26 protein-coding genes are annotated in these 26,641 nt (G+C 47.5%); 16 read left to right on the top strand and 10 right to left on the bottom strand.

The genetic code is table 11. The annotated features are described in order from the left end of the window. Positions 1-108: 108 nt before the first annotated feature. Positions 109-543 carry a Dps family protein gene (locus SB752_RS25895; protein WP_410718364.1) on the bottom strand — a complete coding sequence of 145 codons (435 nt, stop codon included), beginning with the start codon at positions 541-543 and terminating at the stop codon, positions 109-111. Between the two features lie 233 nt (positions 544-776). Here SB752_RS25895 and SB752_RS25890 point away from each other — a divergent pair, with 233 nt between their 5' ends. After that, positions 777-1,049, top strand: a complete 273-nt coding sequence (locus SB752_RS25890) for a hypothetical protein (RefSeq protein ID WP_410718363.1) — start codon at positions 777-779, stop codon at positions 1,047-1,049. A gap of 231 nt (positions 1,050-1,280) precedes the next feature. Next, a complete protein-coding gene (gene mobA / locus SB752_RS25885; RefSeq protein WP_410718362.1) occupies positions 1,281-1,898 on the top strand; it encodes a molybdenum cofactor guanylyltransferase in 618 nt (205 codons plus the stop codon). Positions 1,899-1,920: 22 nt separating this feature from the next. Here the strand turns inward: mobA and fdhD are convergent, their stop codons facing one another. Further along, positions 1,921-2,718 carry a formate dehydrogenase accessory sulfurtransferase FdhD gene (fdhD, locus tag SB752_RS25880; protein WP_410718361.1) on the bottom strand — a complete coding sequence of 266 codons (798 nt, stop codon included), beginning with the start codon at positions 2,716-2,718 and terminating at the stop codon, positions 1,921-1,923. A 373-nt stretch (positions 2,719-3,091) separates the two neighbouring features. Here fdhD and SB752_RS25875 point away from each other — a divergent pair, with 373 nt between their 5' ends. The 8 genes from SB752_RS25875 to hmpA all read left to right on the top strand — a co-directional run bounded on the left by SB752_RS25875 (position 3,092) and on the right by hmpA (position 11,586). Next, positions 3,092-4,363, top strand: a complete 1,272-nt coding sequence (locus SB752_RS25875) for an L-lactate MFS transporter (protein WP_410718360.1) — start codon at positions 3,092-3,094, stop codon at positions 4,361-4,363. Between the two features lie 53 nt (positions 4,364-4,416). Further along, the gene (locus SB752_RS25870; protein ID WP_103109722.1) at positions 4,417-4,782 is read left to right on the top strand and encodes a Na-translocating system protein MpsC family protein; all 366 of its coding nucleotides are present in this window, start codon (positions 4,417-4,419) and stop codon (positions 4,780-4,782) included. Between the two features lie 201 nt (positions 4,783-4,983). Beyond that, positions 4,984-7,332 (top strand): FdhF/YdeP family oxidoreductase, encoded by a 2,349-nt coding sequence (locus SB752_RS25865; RefSeq protein WP_410718359.1) that lies wholly within the window; start codon positions 4,984-4,986, stop codon positions 7,330-7,332. Between the two features lie 47 nt (positions 7,333-7,379). Continuing rightward, entirely contained in the window at positions 7,380-8,639 is a 1,260-nt protein-coding gene (locus SB752_RS25860; RefSeq protein ID WP_410718358.1) for a molybdopterin molybdotransferase MoeA, read from the top strand. Positions 8,640-8,642: 3 nt separating this feature from the next. Continuing rightward, entirely contained in the window at positions 8,643-9,143 is a 501-nt protein-coding gene (mobB, locus tag SB752_RS25855) for a molybdopterin-guanine dinucleotide biosynthesis protein B (protein WP_410718357.1), read from the top strand. Positions 9,144-9,190: 47 nt separating this feature from the next. Further along, positions 9,191-9,736 (top strand): GNAT family N-acetyltransferase, encoded by a 546-nt coding sequence (locus SB752_RS25850; RefSeq protein WP_410718356.1) that lies wholly within the window; start codon positions 9,191-9,193, stop codon positions 9,734-9,736. A 35-nt stretch (positions 9,737-9,771) separates the two neighbouring features. Continuing rightward, positions 9,772-10,254 (top strand): DinB family protein, encoded by a 483-nt coding sequence (locus SB752_RS25845; RefSeq protein ID WP_410718355.1) that lies wholly within the window; start codon positions 9,772-9,774, stop codon positions 10,252-10,254. 114 nt (positions 10,255-10,368) lie between these two features. Beyond that, on the top strand, positions 10,369-11,586 hold the full coding sequence (gene hmpA, locus SB752_RS25840; RefSeq protein ID WP_410718354.1) for an NO-inducible flavohemoprotein: 1,218 nt from the start codon (positions 10,369-10,371) through the stop codon (positions 11,584-11,586). A gap of 28 nt (positions 11,587-11,614) precedes the next feature. On the opposite strand, the gene SB752_RS25835 is transcribed toward hmpA, so the two are convergent. After that, a complete protein-coding gene (locus tag SB752_RS25835; protein WP_410718353.1) occupies positions 11,615-12,127 on the bottom strand; it encodes a Crp/Fnr family transcriptional regulator in 513 nt (170 codons plus the stop codon). 252 nt (positions 12,128-12,379) lie between these two features. Between SB752_RS25835 and SB752_RS25830 the strand changes: the two genes are divergently transcribed. Next, positions 12,380-13,324, top strand: coding sequence for an MBL fold metallo-hydrolase (locus SB752_RS25830; protein ID WP_410718352.1), 945 nt, complete (start codon positions 12,380-12,382; stop codon positions 13,322-13,324). 147 nt (positions 13,325-13,471) lie between these two features. Then, positions 13,472-15,262, top strand: a complete 1,791-nt coding sequence (locus SB752_RS25825) for a M3 family oligoendopeptidase (protein WP_410718351.1) — start codon at positions 13,472-13,474, stop codon at positions 15,260-15,262. A gap of 68 nt (positions 15,263-15,330) precedes the next feature. Here SB752_RS25825 and SB752_RS33535 read toward each other — a convergent pair whose 3' ends face one another. The 6 genes from SB752_RS33535 to SB752_RS25800 all read right to left on the bottom strand — a co-directional run bounded on the left by SB752_RS33535 (position 15,331) and on the right by SB752_RS25800 (position 19,814). Continuing rightward, a complete protein-coding gene (locus SB752_RS33535) occupies positions 15,331-15,519 on the bottom strand; it encodes a CPCC family cysteine-rich protein (RefSeq protein WP_486304121.1) in 189 nt (62 codons plus the stop codon). 71 nt (positions 15,520-15,590) lie between these two features. Then, a complete protein-coding gene (locus SB752_RS25820; RefSeq protein WP_410718350.1) occupies positions 15,591-16,139 on the bottom strand; it encodes a DUF3231 family protein in 549 nt (182 codons plus the stop codon). An 854-nt stretch (positions 16,140-16,993) separates the two neighbouring features. Further along, positions 16,994-17,815 carry a DUF6492 family protein gene (locus SB752_RS25815; protein WP_410718349.1) on the bottom strand — a complete coding sequence of 274 codons (822 nt, stop codon included), beginning with the start codon at positions 17,813-17,815 and terminating at the stop codon, positions 16,994-16,996. A 441-nt stretch (positions 17,816-18,256) separates the two neighbouring features. Further along, on the bottom strand, positions 18,257-18,637 hold the full coding sequence (locus SB752_RS25810; protein WP_410718348.1) for a DUF1259 domain-containing protein: 381 nt from the start codon (positions 18,635-18,637) through the stop codon (positions 18,257-18,259). Positions 18,638-18,927: 290 nt separating this feature from the next. Beyond that, positions 18,928-19,284, bottom strand: coding sequence for a DUF2512 family protein (locus SB752_RS25805; protein ID WP_410718347.1), 357 nt, complete (start codon positions 19,282-19,284; stop codon positions 18,928-18,930). A 149-nt stretch (positions 19,285-19,433) separates the two neighbouring features. Further along, positions 19,434-19,814 carry a DUF1259 domain-containing protein gene (locus tag SB752_RS25800; protein WP_410718346.1) on the bottom strand — a complete coding sequence of 127 codons (381 nt, stop codon included), beginning with the start codon at positions 19,812-19,814 and terminating at the stop codon, positions 19,434-19,436. Positions 19,815-20,048: 234 nt separating this feature from the next. On the opposite strand from SB752_RS25800, the gene SB752_RS25795 reads away from it, so the two are divergent. From SB752_RS25795 to SB752_RS25780, 4 genes are all read left to right on the top strand, one after another. Beyond that, entirely contained in the window at positions 20,049-20,978 is a 930-nt protein-coding gene (locus SB752_RS25795) for an ArsR/SmtB family transcription factor (protein ID WP_410718345.1), read from the top strand. Then, a complete protein-coding gene (locus tag SB752_RS25790; protein WP_410718344.1) occupies positions 20,975-22,219 on the top strand; it encodes an MDR family MFS transporter in 1,245 nt (414 codons plus the stop codon). The genes SB752_RS25795 and SB752_RS25790 overlap by 4 nt, the downstream gene beginning before the upstream one ends. A gap of 392 nt (positions 22,220-22,611) precedes the next feature. Further along, positions 22,612-23,778 carry a bis-aminopropyl spermidine synthase family protein gene (locus SB752_RS25785; RefSeq protein WP_410718343.1) on the top strand — a complete coding sequence of 389 codons (1,167 nt, stop codon included), beginning with the start codon at positions 22,612-22,614 and terminating at the stop codon, positions 23,776-23,778. A 78-nt stretch (positions 23,779-23,856) separates the two neighbouring features. Further along, complete coding sequence (locus SB752_RS25780; protein ID WP_410718342.1) at positions 23,857-24,228, top strand: DoxX family protein; 372 nt, start codon at positions 23,857-23,859, stop codon at positions 24,226-24,228. A gap of 58 nt (positions 24,229-24,286) precedes the next feature. On the opposite strand, the gene helD is transcribed toward SB752_RS25780, so the two are convergent. Next, positions 24,287-26,620, bottom strand: a complete 2,334-nt coding sequence (gene helD, locus SB752_RS25775) for an RNA polymerase recycling motor HelD (protein ID WP_410718341.1) — start codon at positions 26,618-26,620, stop codon at positions 24,287-24,289. Positions 26,621-26,641: the final 21 nt, after the last annotated feature.

Raw genomic sequence — 26,641 nt, 5'->3', positions numbered from 1 at the left:
CCTGTTCAATACAGAGATCATCTTCTTGGAGCTGCCTAGACTTTTTAAAAGTGTCCTTTACAAAGGGTACATTTTAAAAGCACGTCGCCTTTTTTGTTCAGAAGTTTCTTATTGCAAGAAGGCTTCCAGCATCCAAACGTGTTTCTCCAAACCGCTGCGAATCGCGAGGAGCATGTCTGCTGTAGCTTCATCGCCTGCTTGGTCTGCCGCCTCCATGGCAAGCTTTGTTTCCTCCAGGAGAATGGCGAAATCACGAACAACTGTCTCAACCATTTGTTCTGCGGACTCATTTCCCTGTGCTTCGGCGATGCTTGCGGTTTGCAGACTTGCGCTGAGTGTAGCAACTGGCTTGCCGCCGATACTGAGAACACGCTCTGCCAATATATCGATGTGGCCAGCGGCTTCTGTGTACAGCTCTTCGAATTTTTGGTGCAGGGTAAAAAAGTGAGGTCCTTTCACATTCCAATGGAAATTGTGGAGCTTGGTGTAAAGAACAGTCCAGTTTGCTACTTGTTTATTTAAAAGGTTAGTTACAGTTGTCATAATAGAATCTCTCCTTTTTGATAATGATTATTTGTTAATACTTATTATAAACTAATGCGGTGTTTTGTCAACTTGAAAAGAACGATAGATCCAATTGAATTTTCCTGCTTGCAGTACCATATCGGGATAAAATTTTTCTTGAAACAGGCAGGCGAGAGAGGACAGCCATCCAAACAAAATGCAGAACTCCACCGTATGAATAGTATTAAGCATGGTGCAGAGGGGGTGTAAGAATGGAATTTCAAGAATTAGACGATGAAGTAATGGACGACGAAGAAGAATACGAAGAAGAGTACGAATCTGACGAAGAAGACGGCGACGAAGAAGACGGCGACGACGAAGACGAAGAAGACGGCGACGACGAAGACGAAGAAGACGGCGACGACGAGGACGAAGAAGACGGCGACGACGAGGACGAAGAAGACGGCGACGACGAGGACGAAGAAGACGGCGACGACGAAGACGAAGAAGACGGCGACGACGAGGACGAAGAAGACGAAGACTGATTGATGATAGATGGCTTGTGAGATTGAAGACGAAGCTGACTCCAGAACTGATGATGTCTATCAAACGAGAGCACAGGATCAGCAGATATCTACAACCGTAACTGGCTAATGGAATAAAATGCTGAGCCCGGGCTTTGGTCCGGGCTTTTGCCTTGACAACGACGAGCATGACAGGAAAAGTAAGAAGTAGTAGATTGATAGCAAGCGGACACGAGGGAGGTCAAAACGAGTATGCAAAAAATAAGCGCAGTCATTTTGGCAGGTGGAAACAGCACACGAATGGGTTCTCCGAAAGAGCTGCTTGCATGGAGAGAGGGAACCTTTCTTACAGAGCTAGTGAGGGAGGTCACGCAGGACGGCATGGAGTGCCTCCTCGTAACCAATCATCCAGAGCGCTTACCTGCAGAAATAAAGCACGCAGCAGGTGTAAAAATCACACCAGATCTCGTTCCGTCAGCTGGCCCAATCAGCGGTCTTGTCACTGCTTTTCGCATTTGTCAGGACGAGATGCTGCTGGTCCTATCCTGTGATCTTCCGTTCATGGACCGAGGGCAATTGAATAAATTGATTGCGTATGCGAAGGGACAGAGCGAATGGGACGTCGTAGCAGCTCAGGTGAATGGAAGACTTCATCCACTGTGCGCTGTCTATCATAGGCGGTCACAAGCCTTTTGGGAGCAGGCTTTGCAACAGAACGAGCTGAGGCTTATGACTACGTTGGACAAGCTGCGGCTGCGTAAAACTCCTGAGGGCTTGCTGGACGACTGGGCCGTTTTTAATGCCAATACACCAGAAGAGTATGAGCTAGCGAAAAACGAAGAGAAGAAGCGGAAAACGGGAGAGCACTAAGCATGTCCCGTTTTTGTTGTGGTCAGGAAAGAATGATTCGCTCTGCTTGTGTATACACGTTCATTTTGTTGTTACGGACAAACCCAACAGCCGTGATGTTCAGCTCATCAGCCAGCTGGAGTGCCAGATCCGTCGGCGCCGATTTGGATAGGATGATGCCGGCTCCAATCTTCGCCGCTTTTAGTAAAACCTCGGAAGAAATGCGCCCGCTAAAAACAAGAATTTTGTCAGCTGTGGTGATATTTTCACGCAGACAGTATCCATAGATTTTATCCAGGGCATTATGCCGGCCGATATCCGAGTATTGCAAAAGCACGCTATCAGATGTGCACAGAGCAGCATTATGCACGCCACCCGTCTGTTTGTGGATGGAAGAAGACGCCTGCAGCTCCTTCATCAGCTGGATACATGCTGCCGGTGTGGCAGTAGCAGTTCCTTCTACGGGCTTTGCGGTACGGGCATCGCTGAAAAAGTAAAAAGACTGCCGGCTTTTTCCACAGCAGGAGGTAATGCGCCGCTTGGAATAAAAGCTTTGCGACAAGATCGTTTCCTTATGCAAGTCAACGTAGGCGAAGCCCTGTGCTTCGTCGATGGTAAGCTGCTTGATCTCCGCATACGATTGTATGGCTCCTTCTGCTGCCAAAAAGCCGATCACCATTTCTTCCAGATCAGCGGGAGTACAGACGATCGTGGCAAATTCATCATCGTTGAGAAAAATGGTAAGAGGATATTCCGTTACGATCTCATCGTCTTCCCAATTGTACTTGTCGGCATCTATTTTAAGTACGCTGCGACGGATGGTTTTTGTCAGTTCTGACATGACGACCTCCTTGTTTCAAAGGAAATTATTGTCGAGTGAGCGCTTACATGGTACTATACTATGTGTGGTAATTCCAGTCACAAGTTTTTTTATTAAACGAATTTTTATCAAATTGAATATGGTGGGACAAATCTGCACGGAACAGCGACCCTGTCACCGGTTCATTTGCTTCCCTACCTGAAAATATTAAACACCTGCTCGTTAATGCTGAGGTAGCGAACCTGCCTGACTGATTAACTGCTGTGCTCCATCCATTCCCTTTTTCCGTATGTCCGGTAAAGAGGGAATGGATGGGCCCAGCAGTTTTTCTTTTTCAAAGAACTGCCAAATCCAAGCGAGAGGCGCTCTTATTCTAATTTAAGGAGATGTATGTATGGAGCAAAAGGTAAAGAACCGCTGGCTGATTGCACTGGCGGCTGTGGGTATCCACATCTCGATCGGTTCGGTTTACGCATGGAGCGTATTTACGAAGCCGATTACGACACAGTTTGGCTGGAATTTAGGAGATGTCACATTTACTTTTAGTATTGCCATCCTGTTTCTGGGTTTGTCGGCTGCCTTTTTGGGTCACTACGTAGAGAAGCATGGACCACGTAAAGCAGGTATTCTGGCTTCGATTTTCTTTGGAGTAGGAATTGTTGGCTCTGGATTTGCTATTCAGATGAGCAGCCTGCCGCTATTGTATCTGTGCTACGGTGTGCTAGGTGGAATTGGTCTTGGTGTAGGCTACATCACACCTGTGTCTACTCTGGTAAAATGGTTCCCGGATCGCCGGGGTCTCGCAACAGGTCTCGCTATTATGGGTTTTGGTTTTGCATCTATGATCGCAAGTCCGATCATGAATGCGTTAATTAACAGCGTAGGAATTGCCAATACGTTTTACATCTTGGGCGTTATTTATTTTGTTGTGATGATCTCAGCCGCACAATACCTTGCACCTCCTCCAAAAGGATGGCTACCAGAGGGCTATTCAGTTGATGGGGCGGGTACCAAAAAAATTAAGCAAGATCTGTCTCAATTAACAGCTAACGAAGCGATCAAGACGCGCCGCTTTTACTTGCTGTGGCTTATGCTTTTTATCAACGTTACCTGTGGAATCGCGGTAATCTCTGTCGCTTCTCCAATGGCACAAGAAATGGTCGGAATGTCCGTTGCAACAGCTGCGCTAATGGTCGGTCTCAATGGTCTCTTCAATGGCGGAGGACGCATCGGTTGGGCATCACTGTCTGACTTTATTGGACGCCCCAATACATATACAGCCTTCTTTGTGATCCAAATGGTGCTATTCTTCTTGTTGCCAAACTTAAGTAACCCTGTGCTGTTCATGATTGCAATGTTTATCATCATGACCTGTTACGGTGGAGGATTTTCTTCGATTCCGGCCTACATTGGCGATTTGTTCGGAACGAAGCAGCTAGGAGCGATTCATGGTTACATTTTGACTGCCTGGGCAGCAGCTGGATTGGCAGGACCCATTTTTGCTACATGGGTACGCAGTACGACGCAAAGCTATACTGGAACGATGAACGTTTTCGCAGGTATGTTCGTCGTCGCATTCATTATTTCACTGGTAATTCGCTTGGATATCAAAAAATTGAAGGAACAAGCAGCCCAAAAGGAAAAGTCAGTTGAATTGGCTGGTTGACTAGTGGTAAAGTTTAAGGTAATGAATGATTGAAGTAAAGGTGAGTATTCTCGATGAATAAGTTCGAAGCAGAATTCAGTAATTTAGTCAGAGCTTTCCGTAAGCGGCATATGGGAAAAGGACCCAGCAAGATCAATACCACGTTCTGCAAGAACTGGGCGATCTGTGAGATGGAGGGTAACCTTTCGCCGGTGGAAAAGTTTATTGCCACTTCGGAAGACGGAAAGCAGACACTACGAGCTGCCCGAACCGAAATGGTCAAAGACATGTATCGTAAATATCAACCAGTCGACATGGAAACGTTTCTGGGTGCAAAACTCATCGATCTGTTCGTCGATATTGACATCGAGCGTGATTTTGGGATGTCCATATTTGTTTTTGATCAGGACATCGAGAAAAAATGGAAAATTGAACCGTAAGTCTAGGGCGAAGCAGTGCTCCTGTTCAGCGGATTAGACCATACGGAACTCGCGCGACAAACACGAAGCTTGGACTTGGTAGCGAACCTGCCGTAGACAACCACCGTGAACATGCTCCTTTTCTTTCGGATTAGGACGGTTTATGGTGGTTTTTTTTGTAGAGCTTTTCACATAGGCACGCTATGAGAGGAGAAACGTCATATGGGCAAAACCAAGCACAGCGGACCAATCAAGCTGGATACATCCTTGCAGCCTTCTTTGTGGGCTTCCATGATGCCGATGGGATTAGGAAAAATAAAGCCACATCATATTCGTGACACGATGAAGGTTATGTATGAAAACAGGGACAATCTGGGATACGCTTACAGAATTTTGACGCAGGGCGTGTGTGACGGGTGCGCGCTTGGTGTATCCGGATTATATGACCAGACGCTGACGGGACCGCATTTGTGCACCACACGCCTGAATGTTCTTCGCTTGAATACGATGCCGGCAATTGATCCAAAGTGGCTGGAAGACATCCATGCACTCAAAAAACTGTCTAGTGTAGAGCTGCGCAAATTAGGGAGAATTCCGTATCCACTGTCCCGCAAGCCAGGTGAAACAAAATTTACCCGCATCAGCTGGGACGATGCTTTGAATCGAATAGCCAAAAAGATCAAGGATATCAGTCCCAAGCAGCTCGCCTTTTTCTTGACGGCGCGCGGGATTACGAACGAAGTGTATTATACAGCGGCAAAAATGGCGCGGTTTTTGGGCACGAACAACATCGACAACGCCTCGCGGATATGTCATTCACCGAGTAAAACGGCCCTGAAGCGCTCGGTCGGGATCGGGGCGTCAAGCTGCAATTATCAGGATTGGATTGGCACGGATGTGCTCGTGTTTTGGGGGTCCGTACCAGCTAACAATCAACCTGTTTCAACGAAGTACATGTACGCTGCCAAAAAGGCTGGAACCAAGATCATCCTGATTAATCCGTATAGGGAGCCTGCGATGGAAAACTACTGGATTCCGTCTGTAGCAGAAAGCGCCTTGTTCGGAACCAAGCTCGCCGATGATTTTTATCAGGTCAACATCGGCGGAGACATTGCTTTCATGAACGGTGTGATGAAGCATTGGTTTGAGATGGAAAAAGAAAAGCCGGGGTCTGCGATTCATCTTGCTTTTGTCAAAGAACACGCCAATGGACTCGAACAGCTCCGCATGCATGTCATGAGCGAGCCATGGGAAAAGCTGGAGAAATCATCCGGACTTACGCGCGAGCGGATGAAGGAGTTCGCGCTGCTGCTGGCTAATTGCAAATCAGGTGTGTTTATTTGGAGTATGGGCTTGACGCAGCACCGTTTTGGTACGGACAACATCTCACAGGTAGCCAATCTGGCTGTATTACGCGGGTTTTTGGGACGGAAAAATTGTGGAGTGATGCCAATACGGGGCCATTCAGGGGTACAAGGCTCCGGCGAAATGGGAGCAGACCCGTTTAGTCTGCCTGGCGGGAATTTTGATGAAAAAGCATGGACGCGCATCGAGGGGCTGTGGAAATTCCCTATTCCGAAATGGCAAGGGGATATCGTCGGCATCTCCTTGGAAAACGCGGTTTTGCCAGACGGACATGAGCGAAAAACGCGAATGTTTTATACGAGCGGTGGGAACTTCCTGGAGACGATGCCAGACCCTGACTTTATGCAAAAATGTCTGGAGAGCGTAGAGCTGCGCGTGCATCAGGACATTATTTTCAATACGTCGACGCTCGTTGATGCCAAGGAAGAAGTGATCGTCCTGCCTGCCATGACGCGATATGAACAGCCAGGTGGTGGGACGTCTACGAGTACCGAGCGAATGGTTTATTTCAGTGCGGAAATTGAGGGACCCCGTATTGAGGAGGCGCGTGCCGAGTGGGAAATCTATGTCGACCTCGCAGCGCGAGTGCATCCGGAGAAAAAGCATCTCATGCATTTTTCGACTGCAGCAGAAATTCGTGCAGAGATCGCTTTGGCAAATCCAAACTACGATGGCATTCAGCATTTGAAAAAACGGGGCGATGTGTTCCAATGGGGTGGCGCGTGGCTCTGTGAAGACGGGGTATGTCCGACAGTAGACGGCCGTGCCAATTTGCTTCCCATCGAGGTTCCTGATTTGAACAAGCCAGAGGGTCACTTCTACGTCACGACTCGGAGGGGCAAGCAGTTCAACTCGATGATTTACAGCAACGTCGATCCATTCAACAACGCAGAGCGCTATGACGTTTTGATGAATGCAGAGGATGCCCGTGACTTGCGGATTAAAGAAGGAGACAGCATTGTCGTGTATAATGGCTATGGAACCTTCCAAGGTCGTGCCAAGTTCGAACGGACGACAAGGGGCAATGTACAGGTGTATTGGCCAGAAGGCAACGCGTTGATTCCAAAAGGTGTGTATGAAACGTATGCAGGCATTCCGGAATACAATACGGCCGTCAAAATTGAGCGGGCAGATACGTTTTATGCAAATAAAGATTTGAAATACAAAGAGAAACCGATAGAAGATTTGGAAGTAAACATCAGCTAAACAAAAGACACCAGGAGCGGATGTTCAAATCCGGGGAGGTACTGAAAATGCGTTTTTCACGACAAATGGTCACGGTAGAGGAAGCGGTGGACAGACTGATCAAGAGTCTGTCTCAGCTTGGGGAAGAGACGGTTCAAATCGAGGAGGCATACGGACGAATACTGGCTTCAGATGTTTATGCCACATACGAGCTGCCGCACTTTGACCGCTCACCGCTTGATGGATTTGCCGTGAGGGCTGCCGATACCATCAGTGCCTCCGCCCAGCAGCCTGTTTATTTTCATGTTCTGGAGACGGTTGCAGCGGGGCAGGTTCCGCAGTTGGAGGTTACAGAAGGCTGTGCGACGAGGATCATGACCGGGGCCATGATGCCAGCTGGGGCCGATGCTGTCATTATGTTCGAGCAAACGGAAAACCCGGCTGAGCATGCAGCGATGGTAGGCGTCAAGCGGGTGCTGAAGCCTGGAGAAAATGTTTCCAAGCGCGGCGAAGAAATCGCGAGTGGTACGGTGATAGCGGAGGCAGGCGAGAAGATCAATGCAGGGACCCTTGCTATTCTGGCAACGTTTGGCTATACGCGTCTTTCCGTGATCCGACAGCCCCGTGTTGGCCTTTTTTCTACAGGCAGTGAACTGCTCAAGATTGATCAGCCACTTGTGGCAGGAAAAATCCGTAACAGTAACTCGTGGATGCTAGCTGCTCTGATTAAGGAGGCGGGAGGCATTCCGGTGCTGCTTCCTGATTTGCCTGATGAGCTGGCAAAGGCCAAAAAACTGATCGGCGAGCACTTACAGGAGGTCGATCTGCTCGTTTCCAGCGGAGGAGTATCGGTGGGTGATTTTGATGTGATCGCTTCGCTTGTGGACGAACCAGAGGTCGATCTACTGTTTAACAAGGTTGCGATGCGTCCGGGCAAGCCGACTACGGGGATGGTACTGCATGGGAAGCCTTACATCGCACTTTCAGGAAATCCGGGAGCGTGCTTTCTCGGTTACGAGCTATTTGTTCGCCTTGCTATTCAGCAATTATCTGGCATAAAGCAGGTGGGACTTTGCCTGATCAAAGCGAAGCTCGATGTACCTTATACGAAGCCATGTCCGTATCCGCGCTACTTGCGGGGAAGACTGCTGGAGCGAGAGGGCGAGCTTTTTGCGTGTCCTGATTTCAACGAAAAGGCAGGCAATCTAGGGACATTGAAGGACAGTGAGTGCTTCATTGTGATTCCGGCTGGCGGCAGCGGGCAACAGGCAGGGGAGCTGGTCAGTGTGCTTTCTCACGCCACGCCGAGCTGGAGAAATGAGGGGTAGGTTATGGCAGTAAAACCTTGTGTCATACAGCTGGTGGGCTACTCCAATAGTGGGAAAACGACGCTTTTGACCAAGCTGATTCCGCTATTGGAGCGATCAGGCATACGAGTAGGTGTGATCAAGCATGATGGCGGGCATGATTTTGAGTGGGACCAGCCTGGAAAAGATACGTGGCGCTATCGGGAAGCAGGGGCTTCACTCGTTGCGATTACCTCGAAAACAAAGACGGCGATTATGGAGCAGCGGCCGATGCAGCTTTCCGTTCTCGTCGAGCGGCTGACACAGGCCGGGGCTGATCTGATTCTCGTGGAGGGCTTCAAGAGAGAGAGCTATCCCAAGCTCGTCGTATTACGCAAACCAGAGGATCAGGAGCTGCTCCAACTCGTTACCCACGTGTGCGGTATCGTGAGCTGGGGCGCAATAGAGCAAACAGAGTTGCCCCATTTTGACATCAACGATATCGAAGCGATTATCTCGTTCATACAGGCCAAGATGAGCGAATAATATCAGATTTGTCTTTTATGCAGTGATCTAGCAGGAAGGGGGACGTCATGGTCGTAGACAACCAAGAATTTGAAGTAAATGAGCTGCTTTATACGATTCGCTCTGCGAGCATAGCAGATGCCCAGGAATTGTCTGCATTACGCGTGCAAATCGATGGCGAAACGGAGAACATGGACAGGGAACCAGGAGAGGCGTTCATCGATGTACCTGGATTCGAGCGGATCATTATGACGGATACAGAAAGTCCAAGGAACCTGTTTCTCGTTGCTGTCGTCCATAATCGAATCGTTGGTTTTTCCAGATGCGAAGGCGTTAATTTAAAGAGATTCGCGCACAAGGTAGAGTTCGGCGTATGTGTATTGAAGGAGTTCTGGGGATACGGGATCGGAAAAAATTTATTAAAGCAATCGATAAAATGGGCAGACGCAGCTGGGATCAAAAAAATGACGTTGAGTGTGGTCGAGACCAATGAGAAAGCCATCGACTTGTATAAAAGACTCGGCTTTGAAATCGAAGGCATTTTAAAAAACGACCGAATCCTTGCTGATGGCAACTACTACAACGCCATTATTATGGGAAGATTCAATCTATAAAACGGCGCAGATGCGCAAGGAGTGTGGCGATAAACATGGCTCATGCAAAAGACGTAGTAGCCGATCAAATGTTAGCCAACGCGAACGATCCGAGCTGGTATCTTCCTTTTTCTGACTCCGTGAAGGATGTTTCTGAGGAAGCAGCATTTTGGAGGCCAAGCGAGGATAGCAACAGTATTGCAGAGCTTACACAGCATCTCATCTATTGGAATGAGACGTGGCAAACCAGATACATAGAAAACGATGTTCAGGCAGTGCCATCCATCGGAGATAACAACAAGAGCTTTTTCATTCCCGAAAATCATACCTTTGCGATATTAAAAGAAAAGCTGCTAGAAGTACTGCTAAAGTGGCAGCCCCTGTTATCGGAGGAAAAGGTGGCAAGTAACGTACATGGATTCGGGGAACCTGTGTCATGGTGGGCGGTACTCGGCAACGTATCGACACATAACGCTTTTCATATCGGGCAAATCGTGTACATTCGCAAGCTTTACAAAAGCCACGGGGCAGTGAAGTAAAGCTTATCGTCACAAATCGTTTCGTTTTCCTGTGATTAGAATCACATGAGCAAGAAGGACCTTCCTATAAACTTGTGACATAAAGATGACACGATGAAATCAAGGAGGGTCCCAATGCTAAGCCAACAAACCATTGATGTGATTAAATCTACTGTACCCGTTTTAGAAGTGCACGGGACAGCGATAACAAAACGATTTTATGAAATGTTGTTCGGGAAGCATCCAGAACTGTTGAACATTTTTAATCATGCTAATCAAAAACAGGGCAGACAGCAAACCGCACTGGCAAATGCGGTTTATGCAGCAGCTTTGCACATAGATAATTTGGAAGCAATCTTACCAGTAGTGAAACAAATTGCTCATAAGCATCGCAGCCTCGGTATTCTGCCAGAGCACTATCCGATCGTGGGAGAGAACTTGCTCGCTGCCATCAAGGATGTGCTGGGAGACGCTGCAACGGATGAAATCATTCAGGCGTGGGCTGATGCGTACGGAGTTATTGCTGATGCGTTTATCAGTGTAGAGGCTGAGATGTATGAACAGGCTTGTGAACAGCCAGGTGGATGGGCAGATTTCCGGGAGTTCGTCGTACAGCGCAAGGTCGCAGAAAGTGACGTCATTAATTCGTTTTATCTGGTGCCAAAAGACGGCAAGCAGATTTCCGCTTATGAGCCAGGGCAGTATGTAAGTGTCAAGGTAGAGATACCTGGAGAGAAAAATACGCATATCCGTCAATACTCTCTCTCGGATGCTCCGGGAAATGCGTATTATCGTATCTCGGTTAAGCGAGAAGACGCGCTGGGGGACAAACCGGCAGGAAAAGTATCCGTCTATTTGGCGGAGAAAATAGGCGAAGGGGATGTCTTGCTCTTGTCCGCTCCGGCAGGGGACTTCACACTCGATCAGGAAGATAAGCGACCACTCGTTCTGATGAGCGGTGGCGTCGGTTTGACACCAATGATCAGTATGCTTACAGAATCGCTGAAAAAGAACCCAGAGCGTCCGGTAACCTTCATTCACGCTGCGCAAAATGGCAATCTGCATGCCATGAAAGGTGCTGTGGAGGAGCTGGCCATGAGGCATTCGCAGCTCAAGTATTACTGGTGCTATGAGAAACCGACCGATCGGGATCGCGAGGTAAACGTCTTCCATAAAGAGGGGTATGTGGACCTGCCTTGGCTGCAGAGCGTGGTTTCGCAAAAAGAATCGAGCTTCTATTTCTGCGGTCCCGTCCCTTTCATGAAAGCGATGAATCGGGCGCTAAAAGAATGGGGAGTTCCAGCAGCAGATATTCACTATGAGTTTTTCGGTCCTGCTGGAAGCCTGGAATAAACCACGAAACATTTAGGAAATTGCTCGGCTATTTTTTCTCTGCTTGAGCCTGAGCACGCAAAAGTCGGTTGACTGTCTCACGGCGCAGGCCGATGAACTGACCGATCTCGTCTTGGGTTAGCACCTCTGAAAGGGAGGCAACAGGAACAAACGACTGAAACCAGCGTTGAAGCTTGTTCAGTTTTTCAGCTGGCGATACCTCTGACAACTGGTCAATACGCTGCTGCATCATGCGGAGCTTGCCTTGCAGCTGTAAAGCGATTTCTCTACATTTGGTGTGGTTATGCTCCAGCTCGCGGTACCAATCCGAAGCGGACAGAACCTCTACCTCACAGGTGACAAGAGCTACTGCTGTCCCGTAATATGGATTCGGACTAAGCAGCGAGTGATGAGGGATAATTTCGTCGGGGATGATGACATTCACCAAGGTCAATGTTCCGTCAGCGTGCACCCGATTGATTTTCAATAGACCACTCTTGAGATGAAAAAGCGGCCCTGATTCTCCTTGGCGAAACAGTACCTCACCCTTGTGCAGAATCATGAGAACCTCCTTGATTGTGGCATATGTGGCCGTACGTAATAATGATGATCGCAGTTAGCAGTATATCATAAAAACAAAGCAAAGCATCTGATATCCGTACATGTGATGGATAATCAGGTGCTTTTTGCTTGGCTTTCTTGCACTCGGGAATTCTTTGCAATTTCAACAGTTTGCTCAGCTTTTACCCTTGCTAGATCAACGATGCTGTTTGCTATAATGAGGGAGTCAGTTTTAGATAAAAGGAGGTATTCCATGCTTGGCACCTTTTTTCTCTGGGCTGGTTCCCTCCTTGCAGTGCTGATTTTGGCGTTGATTGGATATGTGGGTTATCGCTATTGGTACCACATGGGCCAGCTTCCCAAACCATCGTATCGGCATTTGGATGCCAAGCCGAAACCAGCGGATTGGCGTGATGATGAAGTAACCTTCACATGGGTGGGCCACTCGACTATTTTATTCAATCTATTCGGTACGAAGATTCTCACTGATCCGGTCATCGGAGAAAAGCTGGGACTGCGTGTTGCCGGGGTGCTTCATTTTGGCCCTACACGTTTTACTCCTCCAGCCCTCACCTTTGATGAATTAGGTGAAATTGATTTGATTCTCTTGTCTCATGCGCATATGGATCACGTAGATTTGCCGAGTCTTCGCAAGCTGGCTCGTCGCTCTACCCATGTCATTACGGCGCAAAATACAAGTAGACTGATCGCCAAAATGCCGTTTGGGTCGTACGAAGAAATACAGCCAGGGCATAAGGCAACCACAAAAGAAGGCGTAACCATTACGGCAATACCAGTGCGTCATTGGGGTAATCGTTTTCCGTGGAATCACGATTACGGGTACAATGGATACGTCATCGAAAAAAACGGCGTGCGCATTTTGTATCCCGGAGATACAGCGTACATTTCTATGGAGCACTATCCGCAGCAGTTCGGTAAAATTGATCTTGTCTTTATGCCGATTGGTGCGTATAAGCCAGATTCCTATCAGCAAGCACACTGCACACCGGAGCAAGCGTGGCAAATGTTTAAACAAAGCGGTGGGCAATGGTTGGTGCCGATTCACTGGAATACATTCGTCCTCTCCCGTGAGCCTGTCGACGAGCCGATCGAGCGTCTTTTGGCTGCGGCAGGCGAAGAAAGAGACCGGATTGTAGTGGAGCGCCAAGGGGAAACCTATTCATTGCCAGGAAAGTAGTGAAAAAGACTGTGTACTGCGCAGTCTTTTTTTCTACGGAAGGAAACAGCTGATACGGGGAAGGAATCAAGGGATTATTATAGAAATTAATTGATCGTTAGAGTTTTATTTGGTTTTGAGCCATTGAGATGTTTAGGAGGGATACATATGGGAAAAACATTGCCACAACGCTGGGATTTGGATGTCCTTTTTCCAGGTGGAAGCGAGTCAGAACCATTTCGTTCGTTTCTTGGGCAGCTGGAAACGGATATTGCAAGCCTGAAGGGACGGGTCGACCAATCCGATCTGGCGTGGAACGAAAAAAATACGTTTATGGAAGTCGTTGATGAAGTCCAAAGCATCGCTGTGCGCGTGCGACAAGCGGGGGCATATATCTCTTGCCTGACCGCACAAAATGTCAAAGACGAGCAAGCAAAGCTGCTCGGTGGACGTGTAAAGACGATCTCTGCTAGTTTTGGAGCGGCTTTGACAGGATGGGAAGAGCGTCTGGTAAGCATCGAGGAGTCAGCTTGGAAAGCGCTGCTCGCAGAGGAAGACCTGCAGCCAATCGCGTTTGTGCTGGAAGAAAGACGTCGCCGTGCCCAGGAAAAATTGCCTCCTGAGCAGGAAGTTCTGGCGAATGACCTGGCAGTGGACGGCTACCACGCTTGGCAGGACTTGTACAATGCTGTTGTAGGACGCATGACGATCGAGATCGAGCAAGATGGTGAACTGAAGCAGTTGTCAGTGGGGCAAGCTGCTAACCTGATGAGTCATCCTGATCGCACTGTTCGTGCGCAAGTTTTTGCAAAATGGCAAGAAGCGTGGGGTAAGGAAACCGAGCTATGTGCACAAGCTCTCAACCATCTGGGCGGATTCCGTCTGTCCTTGTATCGTCATCGCGGTTGGGACTCCGTACTTCGTGAGCCGCTTGATATCGGACGGATGCAGGAAAAAACACTGGATGCGATGTGGCAGGCGATCGATAATCGCAAGGATCGTTTGGTTGCTTACCTGGAGCGCAAGGCGAAACTGCTCGGTATTGAAAAGCTGAGCTGGTACGACGTTTCGGCTCCAGTCGGAAAAACACACAAAAAAGTTTCCTACGATGAAGCAGCAGAATTAATTGTTCAGCATTTCGACCGTTTCAATCCGAATATGGCATCGTTTGCTCAGCAAGCCTTTGATGAAGCATGGATTGAGGCAGAGGATCGTCCTGGCAAACGCCCAGGTGGCTTCTGCACGAGCTTCCCGGTGAGCAAGCAGTCCCGCGTGTTCATGACTTACGCTGGCAATGCGAGCAATGTATCGACATTGGCTCATGAGCTGGGGCATGCTTACCATCAGCAAGTGATGTGGGATCTGCCGCCACTCGCACAAAACTATGCGATGAACGTAGCGGAGACAGCGTCTACCTTTGCTGAAATGATCCTGGCTGACGCCGCGGTGAAAAATGCAGCCAATGACGATGAGCGACTCGTTTTGCTGGAAGACAAGCTGCAATCCGTAGTGGCCTTTTTCATGAACATCCATGCTCGCTTCCTGTTTGAGAAAAGCTTCTACGAGCAGCGTAAAAATGGTCTCGTCAGTGCAGCAGAGCTGGATCGACTCATGCTCGAAGCGCAAGAGAGTGCATACAAGGGTGCGTTGTCGGAATATGAGCCACACTTCTGGGCTTCCAAGCTGCACTTCTACATTACAAGCTATCCGTTTTACAACTTCCCCTACACGTTCGGCTACCTGTTCAGCATGAGCGTTTATGCACGGGCACTGGCAGAAGGCGAGAGCTTCGCTGCGAAGTACGATGCGCTTCTGCAAGACACCGGACGCTTGATGGTCGAGGATTTGGCGAAAAAGCATCTGGGCGAAGACATGACCTCTGTCGATTTCTGGCAAGCAGCGGTTGATCTGGCTGTAGCAGATATTGAAGAGTTCCTGCGTCTGACGGAAGAGGCGTAGTTTCATTGGGATATAGAGTAAGAGAGCCTGTCGATTCGTCGGCAGGCTTTTTTTATTGCCAGCACCTGTCACAAATTGATGAAGGTTATTACGACGTTTTGTAAGGGGAGGGAATTATTGTGATTACTACATAACGTAAGGAGGAAAATATTATATGTACCTGGGGGTTCTTCATCTAATGATTTATACCCGCAGCAGGGGCAGGTGTATTTTTCTGAGATGACTAAATGATACCCGAAATTGTCAGTATGTAACACTTTGTGTATCCAGTTAAGAGAAAATAAAAAACCGACTCATGTTAAACGAGCCGGATCTTGAAACGACTTTATTAAGTGGTTGGCACTCCTGGTGGAGTAAAAGGAGGGGGGGGAATCAACCATCCTCTATTGCGCATAACGTTCTTGAGAGTGACGCCAAAAGTTAATTGTTCTGCCTGGAATTCTGTCCACATTAATCCAACGTCATTTCGAACTGCTTGAGCAGCTGAGGTCGCAGACGCGATAACAGCAGTGGAAACCTTTAGGGCTGCCGCATTTGCGATTTCTGCATCAGTTGATTTTACACCTAAAGGGATGGAGGCTGGATCAGATTCAGGCCTATTCGGTGAAGATGGAGGCAACGGTACACCTTCATTTCTCATGAAATCTTCAAGGCGCTTAGATTGACTGTTACACATGTCAATTGCCTTGTGTAAGATGTGTCGTAATTCCTCGTCTACGGTCGTGTTCAATGCAGCTTGTTCCATAACTACTGATTCTTTAAGAGATCCTAGATAAACCCAACAAGCCATAGCTTCACCAATATGTAGAGGTTGATCAGGATCTTTTTCCATTAATGCATTCATTGTAGTTGATAGAGCCTCTAATACATTCGGCACTTAATATCACCTCCGAGCTTTATTATGAACAACTTCAAAAAATAAATGCATGGTAGCAAAGCATACGCAATTTCACAAATTAGTTATTTTGTTGAAAACCTCTTCTTATAAAAAACATAGGCAGCCACTAAAAGAGGGAATGTTACACATCCGTACCAGAACAAGGTTTCATTGGGATGAAACAGTCTATGTTATTTATTTAGAATGACTGAGTATACAATCAATCCTTATGTTAAACAAGCAGGCCCTATAAAAGAATGGTAAAGAAAAAAGAAACGAGCCATACTGCAACACTTGTTAGGCAATACCTCCAGATACTTGAGGACTTTCGGGCAAAAAGAAAATTGGTTCCCAAACAAATGAATAAGTACATCAGGATAACCAAATATCCTAAGGGACTAGTACTTGGAGACTGACTACCATCAAGTGCACCACCATTCATTATCACAAATATTAAAACATAGACTCCTGCGATCCCAAAAAGGATGTTCAAGGCGACAGCAGTTAGCTTCATCCACAAAGTTATTCACCTCGACTAAGTTGTTATTTGTTTGACGCGCTTTAATCAATAATGTTGTCTTAAGTTGGTTTGGAAAAATATGCTGGGTTTATTTATCACAATGTGTAAAGGAAAAAGTACCCTTGCAAATTACAAGGGTACGGTTTCACCTAAATAAAAATTGTGTCCGAGCTGGTCACTGTTATTCGATTATGAGCGGTGCCAAATACAGATGCAATTGCTACAAGGAAAATCCCCTTAGGTGATACTTCTACGGAAGTTAACAGTAAAAAAGCATCTTAAAAATGAACTGGGCCCAAAAGTCCAATGATTAGCACTTGGGCCCAGCAGCTCTTCATTTTCTCACGCCCTTCTTCCGGATATACCAGCTGCGTTTATGAAAGGAGATGGACCTATAATTCTGGGCCAGTCTGATGATTCGTTTACGAGTAAGTGAGGCTGGTTTTGAAGTGAAGCTTTTGTTAAGGGAACTTCTTATAACCAGATGACCGGGGTAGTGAGCTTTCACGAAGTTACCGTAAGTTTCGAACTCGGAGAAACCGGCATAACTCTGTTTGTTGGTATTCTTGATAATCGCCCAGTACCACCTAGTCCTATGCCTGGCCTCAATTTTATACTTCAGCCGGGAGAGCTTCGATTTGTCGAACAGCATATAGTGGGCAACGAAAGAGCGCGAGGCGGTTGGCTTGGTCCCTAGTAATTTCTTATAGGTGCGAAAATACTCGGGACGACTCCAGTTACGGCAGTAAAAAACGGTTTTCCCGTTGACGAGGAAGACATGAGGGCGGATGAGAATGGTGTCGGCGTCAATCACAAGATAATACCTTTGTCTAGTCAAGCTTCCTCCCGCCAGCTTCAACAATTGTTGGAGCAGCCAGCCTGAGCGATTGGTGCGTTTGGTTTGGTAGTGAATGTCTTTTTTTGTAATCGGTAGGACGCGTTTTTCATTGATGAAGATGCAGTTTTTACGCCGGCAAAGGGCCTGGATTCGCTTGCTTGGTGGCGATATAACCATGATCTTACCGACGGGATGCTTCACTTGCTTATGGATGCTGTCAATGACATAGGGAAGAGTGCCAAGGTCTTTCTCAATAGCTGGGATCAGGACATCAATTTTGATAGAGCTGTTGAAGGCGCTTTTCGCTGAACGTGTCAATTTCTCACATCCTTTTCGCTAAGCAGTTTTAATCCTATGTGGGTTCATTAAAAAAGCCCCCAAATAAAGGGAGCCTGTGATGGTATTAACGACGAAGTGAATGCATCATCATTCTATGGTGATGTGCCCTCATACGATGGAAATGTTCCCTTTGAGCGAATGTGTGATGCATCATTCGGTCGTGCCTATGTGCAGTACTTAAAGCGCGAAAGCGTTCTGCTTGCCTTAAATGATGGCGCATTCTGTCTCGGTGATGCTCGATAGGATCCATAAATACATCATCTCCTTTCGCCGTAATAATTAATGTTATGAGATCAGATTTTAAACTGCTTGTGCGTTAGTGGATAAAGAACAAAATGGGTAGCAAGCGAAGTGGTGGTTTAGAGGCAACGAAAGAGGCGCTAAGGCTTTAATACGCTTAGCACCTCTATAATCAATCGGTTATTTCAGTACATCCAAAGCACGCCGTAGTTTCTTTGCAAACTCTAAGGGTGGCTCTACAGATTCAAGATGCAAATACATGAGACGTGGCTTATCAAAGAGCCAGTGATTGTGCAGGGCAGTAACGATAAAACCTTGTTTACGAACAGCGTCAATAAACTTTTGGACTTCGGATTGCAGGAGTGTAAATTCACCCGTATTCAAGGTGTTTCCTTCTTTATCAAGGGATTCAATGGTAATTTCGTGCTCAGTATCATATGGTTTACCCAAGATTGTTGCATTGAGATTACGCTTAACCGTGATAGAACAAGTATCATTTGACATGCCTGTCCCACCTAGAATTTTGGCTATACGATCGCATAAACTTTTCGGTATCTTCAAGTTTTATTCTCCTCTTCTTGTTTTAATGTATTTTATGTAGAAGAGAATAAGAGGTTCTGGACAAAGGTAAAAAAGGGTGCATGTACCAGTAGAATAGTGGTAATAGGACTACTATAAAAACATTACGTGTGACCCATTGATAAAGCTTTACATGGAGTGGGAGTTTTAAAAATGTATTTTTAAACAAGAGATATCGAATGATTGCAGGGGCATTGTTGAAATGAAGAAAACCCTCTAAGCAAGTGGGCTTAGAGGGGGTGAGGAAACAAACGTTTTTAGAAAATGAAACCCTATGACTTCTCGGGATTAGCTGTGTCGTTAACTCCCAGATATCTATGGTAGAACAACTCAGCAACACCTAGTAGGACAACAGTGACGAAAAGTTCTCCAAAACTTAAATCCCAGTTCAACATACTGGCTACAGCCCATAAATAAACGGCAGCAATTACAGCATCTGCTATTGTTGCAGTTACATTGTTCGTAGCACGGAGGATTAACTGATCTCCAATCAGATAGGCTATGACTGTTAATCCAAGCGCTGTTACTATGGCTGACAGCCATGTAGCGTTAGTAAAAGCTAAAAGGGAACCAACAACTATAACACCATTAATTATTACTTTGATTAAAAAACGATTGATTGTTATCACCTCACTTTATGTATTTACTTTGAGCAAAAACAAAATGTTTATACGGAAGTAACATTAGTTTAAATGTGAGGGTGAAGTGCCAAAGTATCTAGAAAATATAAAGTGGCGTTTGCACGAAGCAAAACGCCACTAGGAAGGAGATATTCTCCTTAATTCAATACATTAAGAGCACGTCGGAGTTTCTTTGCAAACTGAATGGGGGGTTCCACCGTTTCGATATGCAAATACATGAGACGTGGGTTATCGAAAAGCCAGTGATTGTGAAGAGCAGTGATTCTTAGTCCTTGTCGACGGGCAGCGTTAATGAACTTTTGAACATCCCTTTGCAAGAGCGTAATTTCTGCCGTGTTTAACGTATTTCCTCGGCTATCCAACGACTGAATAACAATCTCATGTTCAGTATCGTATTTTTTACCTAGGATTCTTGCATTGAGATTACGCTTAACCATTATTGAACAAGTATCGTTTGACATGCCTGTCCCACCCAAAATTTTAGCTAAGCGATTACATAGACTTTTTGGTATCTTCATCGATTCTCCTCCTTTTCTTGTCTTATTGCATACTATGAGGAGTAGAAAAACTTGTTCTGGACAAAAGAAAAAAAGGGTACATGCCCTTGCTAGTTTTCAGGGAATTAAAAGAAAGCCCCGATTGAGGTGCTTTCTTTTGCCATTTCCATCTTTCCTAGTTTTTCAAGTTTAGGGCTATACAAAGTGAACCTTAGGATGGTAAACTGAGAAAAATAAATATTCGATGGTGATCGAATGCATAGTTCATATTCTATTAAAGTTGAATGGTCTGCTGCTTACGAATGTATCATTAGTCTGTATGTGTACATCTATGAAAAAGAACGGAAGCACCTGCAACTAGGAAGCGCTTGGAAAGAAGAAACGACGCGAATGCTGCCTGATTCATTCGCTGCCGAGCTCGCTGATGAGCGTTGGGAAGTCCTACACCGACTCGTACTTTTGGTGGCACAGTCACCACGAAAAGCATCGGTGGCTGATTTTCTGGAATGGTTGGAGCTTATCCCGCCAGGTGAAATTTACGAACGACTCGCACCATGGGTGGAGACGATACCGCTCAACCTGGGTGAAATACGTGACCACAGCCTCTCTCTGCTGAAACGTTGGAACGAGCACTACTTTTCCAAGGTCGAGCCGCGCATTTTGGAAAGTTTGGAGCAAAGTGCTCGGCAAACGGAGGAACTGGCAAAAACATTGTCTGCGATCGAAACCATCGATCAGGTTACGCATGGTATCTGGATCGAGCCGATAAGCGAGCTGCAGGAGGTTGTGCTGATCCCCCAGTATCACTGTGCACCTACCTCGGTGCTTGATTTTCATCGTGGAATCGCGACCTGTCTATACCCTGTGCGGGATGCGGAAAGGCTGCGTCCCGAGCCGCTACTGGAGCTGTTGCCAATCACGCAATGCCTGGCAGATGAAAAAAGACTCCAGATTCTTCGCTGTCTGTCTGACGGGACATGTACGCTGGGAGAGCTGCAGCAGCAAGTATCTCTCGCCAAAAGTACGGTTCACCACCATGTTACGGCGCTGCGTCGGGCTGGCTTGATCCGTGCTCATTACACTGGCAGCTCCACTATCGCTTACTATAGCTTGCGTGGGCAATTTGTAGAAAGGCTGCCTGTCCTGCTGCGCTCCTTTTTAGAAAGCGGGGGAAAACAGCAATGAACAAGCTAAAGCAAGCATGGGGGGCGTATCATCCCGTTGTTCATCTTTTGATGGGCGGAACCGTATTTGTCATGCTTACACAGTGCATGAGCTTGCCGTTTTTGGCGATCTATCTCAGCGAAACGACGACACTTTCTCCGGCTTATATTGGAGTCATTGTTGGCGCAGGACCGCTGGCGGGGACGTTCGGCGGCTTTGTTGGAGGGGTTTTGTCTGACCTGTTTGGCAGACGCAAGCTGATGATTTTGTCCATGCTGATGATGGCTGTGGCGTTTGCCTGCTTTATTGTGTTCAGCCAGCCGCTAGCGCTGCTTTTCATCAGTTTGGCGCTAGGACTCGCGGCATCCTTTTATGGCACCATTTCCAAGGCAATGATGGGGGATTTAACACCTGAGGACAAGCGATTTCGAGTGTTCTCCAACCGGTATTTGGCAATTAACCTCGGTGTGGCGATTGGGCCAATGCTGGGTGCCTTTTTAGGAATTGCGGGCAGCGGAATTGCCTTTTTGCTTACGGCGATTTCGTATGTCTGCTTTGCTGTACTGCTCGCGATTGCGTGCAAAAAGTACGCGATCGTCGATACGACTGCAAAGCAGGGCGAAGGAGAAGCGGAGAAGCCGAGCCTGGGCAAGATGTGGCAAGTGCTGAGCAGGGATGTCGTTTTGCTTACCTTTGTTATCGGAGGAATTCTTTTAGTGACGGTGCATGGGCAGATGTCTGTCACCTTGTCCCAGTATTTGCGTGAAAATATTGAAGAAGGCGTAGCACTGTTTGGTGTCGTGATGAGCGTGAACGGGATGACGGTCTTGTTGTTGCAGATTCCTTTGACGCGACTCGTGGAGCGATTCTCCTTATTTTCGCGTATTGCAGGAGGGGCGATCCTGATGGCTGTTGGTGAGGTAGGCTTTGCCACTTCGTTATCGTGGAGCTGGTTCATCGCTGCAATGGTCGTATTCACTTTGGGCGAAATATTGATTGTTCCTGCCGAATACGCCCAAATCGACCAAATTAGTCCAGCCAATATGAGAGGGACGTATTATGGAGCGCAAAGCATCAGTAATCTAGGCAGCTTCCTCGGGCCTTGGGCAGGAGGGATGGTCCTATCAGCGTATGGGGGACCCGCGATGTTCCTGGTCATGGCAGGGCTTGCTCTTCTAAGTCTGATTTTTTACAGGCTAGGACAAAGACTGCATGAAAAAAAGCAGCAAAGAAGCAGCGTGGTGGTTGAAACCGCAAGCTAAAATATGGTTTTTCCTTGATTCGCTGCCTGAACTTTACTATACTAAGAAGTAACTTTTTCAAAGGGGATGTCTTTTTGTCGGTGGTCGTTCTTAACTAAGGAATTTCATATGGCTTGGTCCAATTTATTCGCGAAAAACCATGAGTGTAGTGGTTTGTTTGTAATGCGGAAAAATGACCAGACCTGATTAGTTAAGAACAGCGGTCATCTACCTATCTCTATGTCAACCAGAACCGTGCTCTTAGGCACGGTTTTTTTGTAGGATCACTGAGGCTCGGCCAAAGCATGGCGTAGCCCGGTTTCCTCATTTGGCAGAAGGTGAACTTTGTTCATTTTCTGCCTTTTTGTGTTCTGGTGGGCATCATTCCTTTTGAAAGAGGGTTACCCATAACTATGAAAAAATATATCGAAGAAACATATAAACGTGTAGAACTTCAAGAAGGCCAACGTGTGATTGAGCATTTTCTCATTCAGTGCTATTTGAATCCAGATATCTCAACAAAAGAGCTTGCAAGGAAAGTACTGCTGCCGCTCCCTGTTGCTACGGCGATCAAAAAAGAATTGATCAAGGCAGGGGCTTTGGAGCAAGGAAGCGGTGTTCGTTGCAGCGCCAATGGACGTGAATATGTGGAGCAAGCGTTGGGCTATGGCGGACTAGACCATGCTTTGTTTCAAAAGCTGATAAGTGAGGACGATGCATGGAGGACAGAGCTCGCTGAGGTACGCACAAGTATGGAAGAGATATTCTCCTTAAGGCCACAAGTGGATGTGCTGCTGGATCAGTCCAAAAGTACAGTGGAGACGAGCTTGCGCCGTGCTCTCTTATGCCTGCGTGATCAGGCGCTGCTTGGGAAACGAATATTATGTGTAGGCGATGATGATCTCGTAAGCGTAGCACTCGGCTTGCTGCTCAAACGATTGTATCCAGCTGCCGAGAAGCAAGCAGCCAAAATCGATGTGGTTGATATTGACCAGCGATTTTTAGGATATATTGAATCGATAGCAGCAGAGCAAAAGCTGCCGATTACATGCCATCAGGCTGATTTGCGGCAGCCACTCCCCAAGCGATTGCACGGCAAGTACGATTGCTTTTTCACAGACCCGCCGTATACACTCTCGGGGATGTCACTCTTTTTGTCGCGAGGAATCAGCGGCTTGCAGAAGCAAAAGGGCTTGTCCATTTATCTTTCCTTTGCACACAAGTCTCCCGATTTTACGCTGGCCATGCAGCGAGAATTCGTTCGCGCTGGCTTGACAGTACGTGAGGTCATCAGCCATTTCAATGAATACGAAGGGGCGCAGATGATTGGGAACCGCGGACAGATGATTGTGCTGACGACAACCGAGATGACTGCTGCAAGTATTCCACAGGCTTTTCACGATGCCTTATATACAGGCGAAGAAAAGCAGACGCTCCGTACTTATCGGTGCAAGCGTTGTGATGAAGCTATTCGAGTAGGCATGAAGGGGGCGTACAAAACGATCGAGGAATTAAAGAAGCGAGGCTGCCCCCGTTGTAAAAATGGTACCTTCAGGCTGATCTCCCGCAAAAGAGTCTAGGCCCCTCTGATAATAATGACGAGCCTCTACTGATTGTCCACTTGTCGGCATAAAGTAGTGATGAGGAGGGGGGATCGCATGGCCCAAGAAAAAGCTTTCGTGGCATTACGGATGGTTACCGGCATCATCTTTCTCATGCATGGATTCGCCAAGCTGCAAAGAGGGATGGATACGGTTACGGCCATGTTTGTGGAGCTGGGCTTACCCAGTTGGCTTATTTATCCAGTGCTTGCAATCGAGCTGATGGGTGGACTTGCCTTGATACTGGGGGTAGGGGCGAGCTACGCGGCATGGGGGCTTGCCGTTATTATGGCGGGCGCGATTGTGACGGTAAAATGGAAGAATGGCTTTCTCGGTGGTCCGGAAAAAAGCGGTTATGAATTTGATTTGATCCTGCTCGCCGTCACCGTATGTGTGGGGTTAAAACGAACAGAAAAGAGACCTGGCTGAACGTGTGTGAGTCGTCAGCCAGGTCTTTTTCGTGTAGAGAGGATGTCCAGCATAGCGGCTAGGATGTGACAGCCGCGAGGAATGGGCTTTTTTCACCTATATAGTAAAGGTGCAGCTCGTGCATGGCGCGAGTACATGCCGTATAAAACAGCTTTCTCTCGCTTTCCTGTCCGTAGCAAGCGCTGGACGCGTTGTAAATAATGACGGCGTCAAATTCCACCCCTTTTGCCAAATAGGAAGGAATGACTAACGTGCTCGCATCGTAGGAGGTCGTCGTGGTTCCGATCAGACGCACAGGTAGCTGCTGGTGCAAGGCATCGTAAGCAGCTTGTGCTTCCTCTGCCGTTTTGGTAATAACGGCTATGGTTTGATGACCGTTTGCGGACAGCTCCTTGATTCGTGAAATGATCGATTCGTTCAGTTCTGCTGGATTAGCAGCTTGGGTCATGCTTGGTTTACGCCCGTCTCGATTGAACGTCTCGATCAGCTCGCCGCCAACGATCAATTGGCGAGTAAACTCCACGATGGGTCGTGTCGAGCGATACGTTTTCGTCAAGACGAATGTTTCCGTTTCAGTCGGAGCATACAGCGAGCTTACGGCGTCAAAGCTGTCACTCTGATAGGCATGTGCATAAATCGCCTGATTCCAGTCACCTAATACCGTCATTTTGGCGCGGGGAAAGAGTCGCTGGATAAGAGCAAATTGGAACGGCGAGTAGTCCTGTGCCTCATCGATAAATACATGGCGAACGAGATTGTTCGTTTGAAAGCCCTCCAGTCGCTCCTGCAAATACAAATAGGGAGGGATATCCTCGTAGGCAAGCTCGCCTGTCGCCAATTTCTCCAGTGTTTGCTCGCAAATAGTCGCCCAGTGGCTGGGAAGCTCTTTTTCGGTTGGCAATAATGTCGCCAGAAGCGCAGGCTGTGAAAAGAGCAGCCTGTAGATGGCGGGAGTGTCGATGAATTGCAGCTCACGAATGGAGTCGCGAATCGGCTGAAAATGCTTTTTCACGATCCTGGCGGCCAGCAATTCCTGCTCCTTGTCAAAGTCGTCAAACGAATCTTCACGGAACTGATTTTTCCTGCGGAGCTCCTGGTAAACGGCAGCGTAGGCATCTTTATCGAGCAGCTCCATCTCATCTTCCACCCACGGCTTTGTTCGTTCGCGAATCTCCAGCTGCTTAAGCTCACCATAGAGCGCCTTTGCGACGAGGCTCATCCGATTGGGAATAGGCAGGGAGGTATCATACGAGTAAAAGATGTCATGAATATGCTCGGAGCTAATGAGGACCTTGCCGCGAAAGGTGATGGGCGAAAAAAGAATACCTGCTTGTTTTAGATGTGACGCATATTGATCAATGGCCTGCATAAACAGGGCAGAGGATTTGAATTGAATTCCTTCCAGGCGCTCAGTGTAGCCGGGAAGCTGCATAGCGGTCAGTACGTATTCCATTTGTGTCAGTGGACTTTCCAGTTGAAATTGGTGCCCAAGACGATGCTCCGTATACTCCTGAAAAGTGGTTTGCTGCATATTTTCCTCGCCCAGCTCTGGCAAAACAGTCGACACATAGCTGTTGAAAAGCGAGTTGGGTGAGAACAAGACAATCTGTTCGGCGCGCAGGGTTTGGCGATAACGGTACAGCAAGTAGGCGATGCGCTGCAGAGCTGCTGATGTTTTTCCGCTGCCCGCTGCCCCTGATACGATGACGAGTCGACTGCGCTCGTTGCGAATAATACGATTTTGATCGCGCTGGATTGTAGCAACGATGCTTTTCATTTGGGAATCCGCCTGTTTGCCGAGCACTTCCTGTAACAGCTCGTCACCGATCGTTACACCCGTATCAAACAGATGCAGCAGACGACCATCCCGAATGACGTACTGCCGCTTGCCGGTCATTTCACCTGTGACGGTCCCGCTCGGTGTTTCATATTGGACAGGACCAGGCGAATAATCGTAGTACAGGCTAGAAATCGGCGCGCGCCAATCATACACGAGAAAGTTTTCGTCGTTTTCGTCGAGCAAGGAGGCAATCCCCAAATAAATCGGCAGAGTCTCTTGCTCGAATTCCTCCCGAAAATCAATCCTGCCAAAATAGGGAGAGTGCAACAATCTGTTCAGGGTTCGCAACTGATTTTGGGCATGGCGGTGAATACGCTCTCGCTCAGACAGTACTTCCGCTTGTTGCTTGATGCTGGCGTAGGTTTCTACCGCTTCAATAGCATCCTCGAAGTTGACGGTGACATCATCCCAAAAATGCTTGCGGATGCCGATGATATCAGCACTTACCTCGCTGACATGCTCCTTTAGATCGTCAATCCGCTTATGAATCTCTGAAATCACTTGCTCAACCCGCTGTTGCTCATGTAGCCTGTCTTGGTCAGCCGCGTTCATGGAACCGCTCCTTTTTCATTC

Source organism: Brevibacillus sp. SIMBA_040 (genome assembly GCF_046535075.1).
Taxonomy (GTDB): domain Bacteria; phylum Bacillota; class Bacilli; order Brevibacillales; family Brevibacillaceae; genus Brevibacillus.
This window is presented reverse-complemented; position numbering and strand designations above follow the sequence as displayed.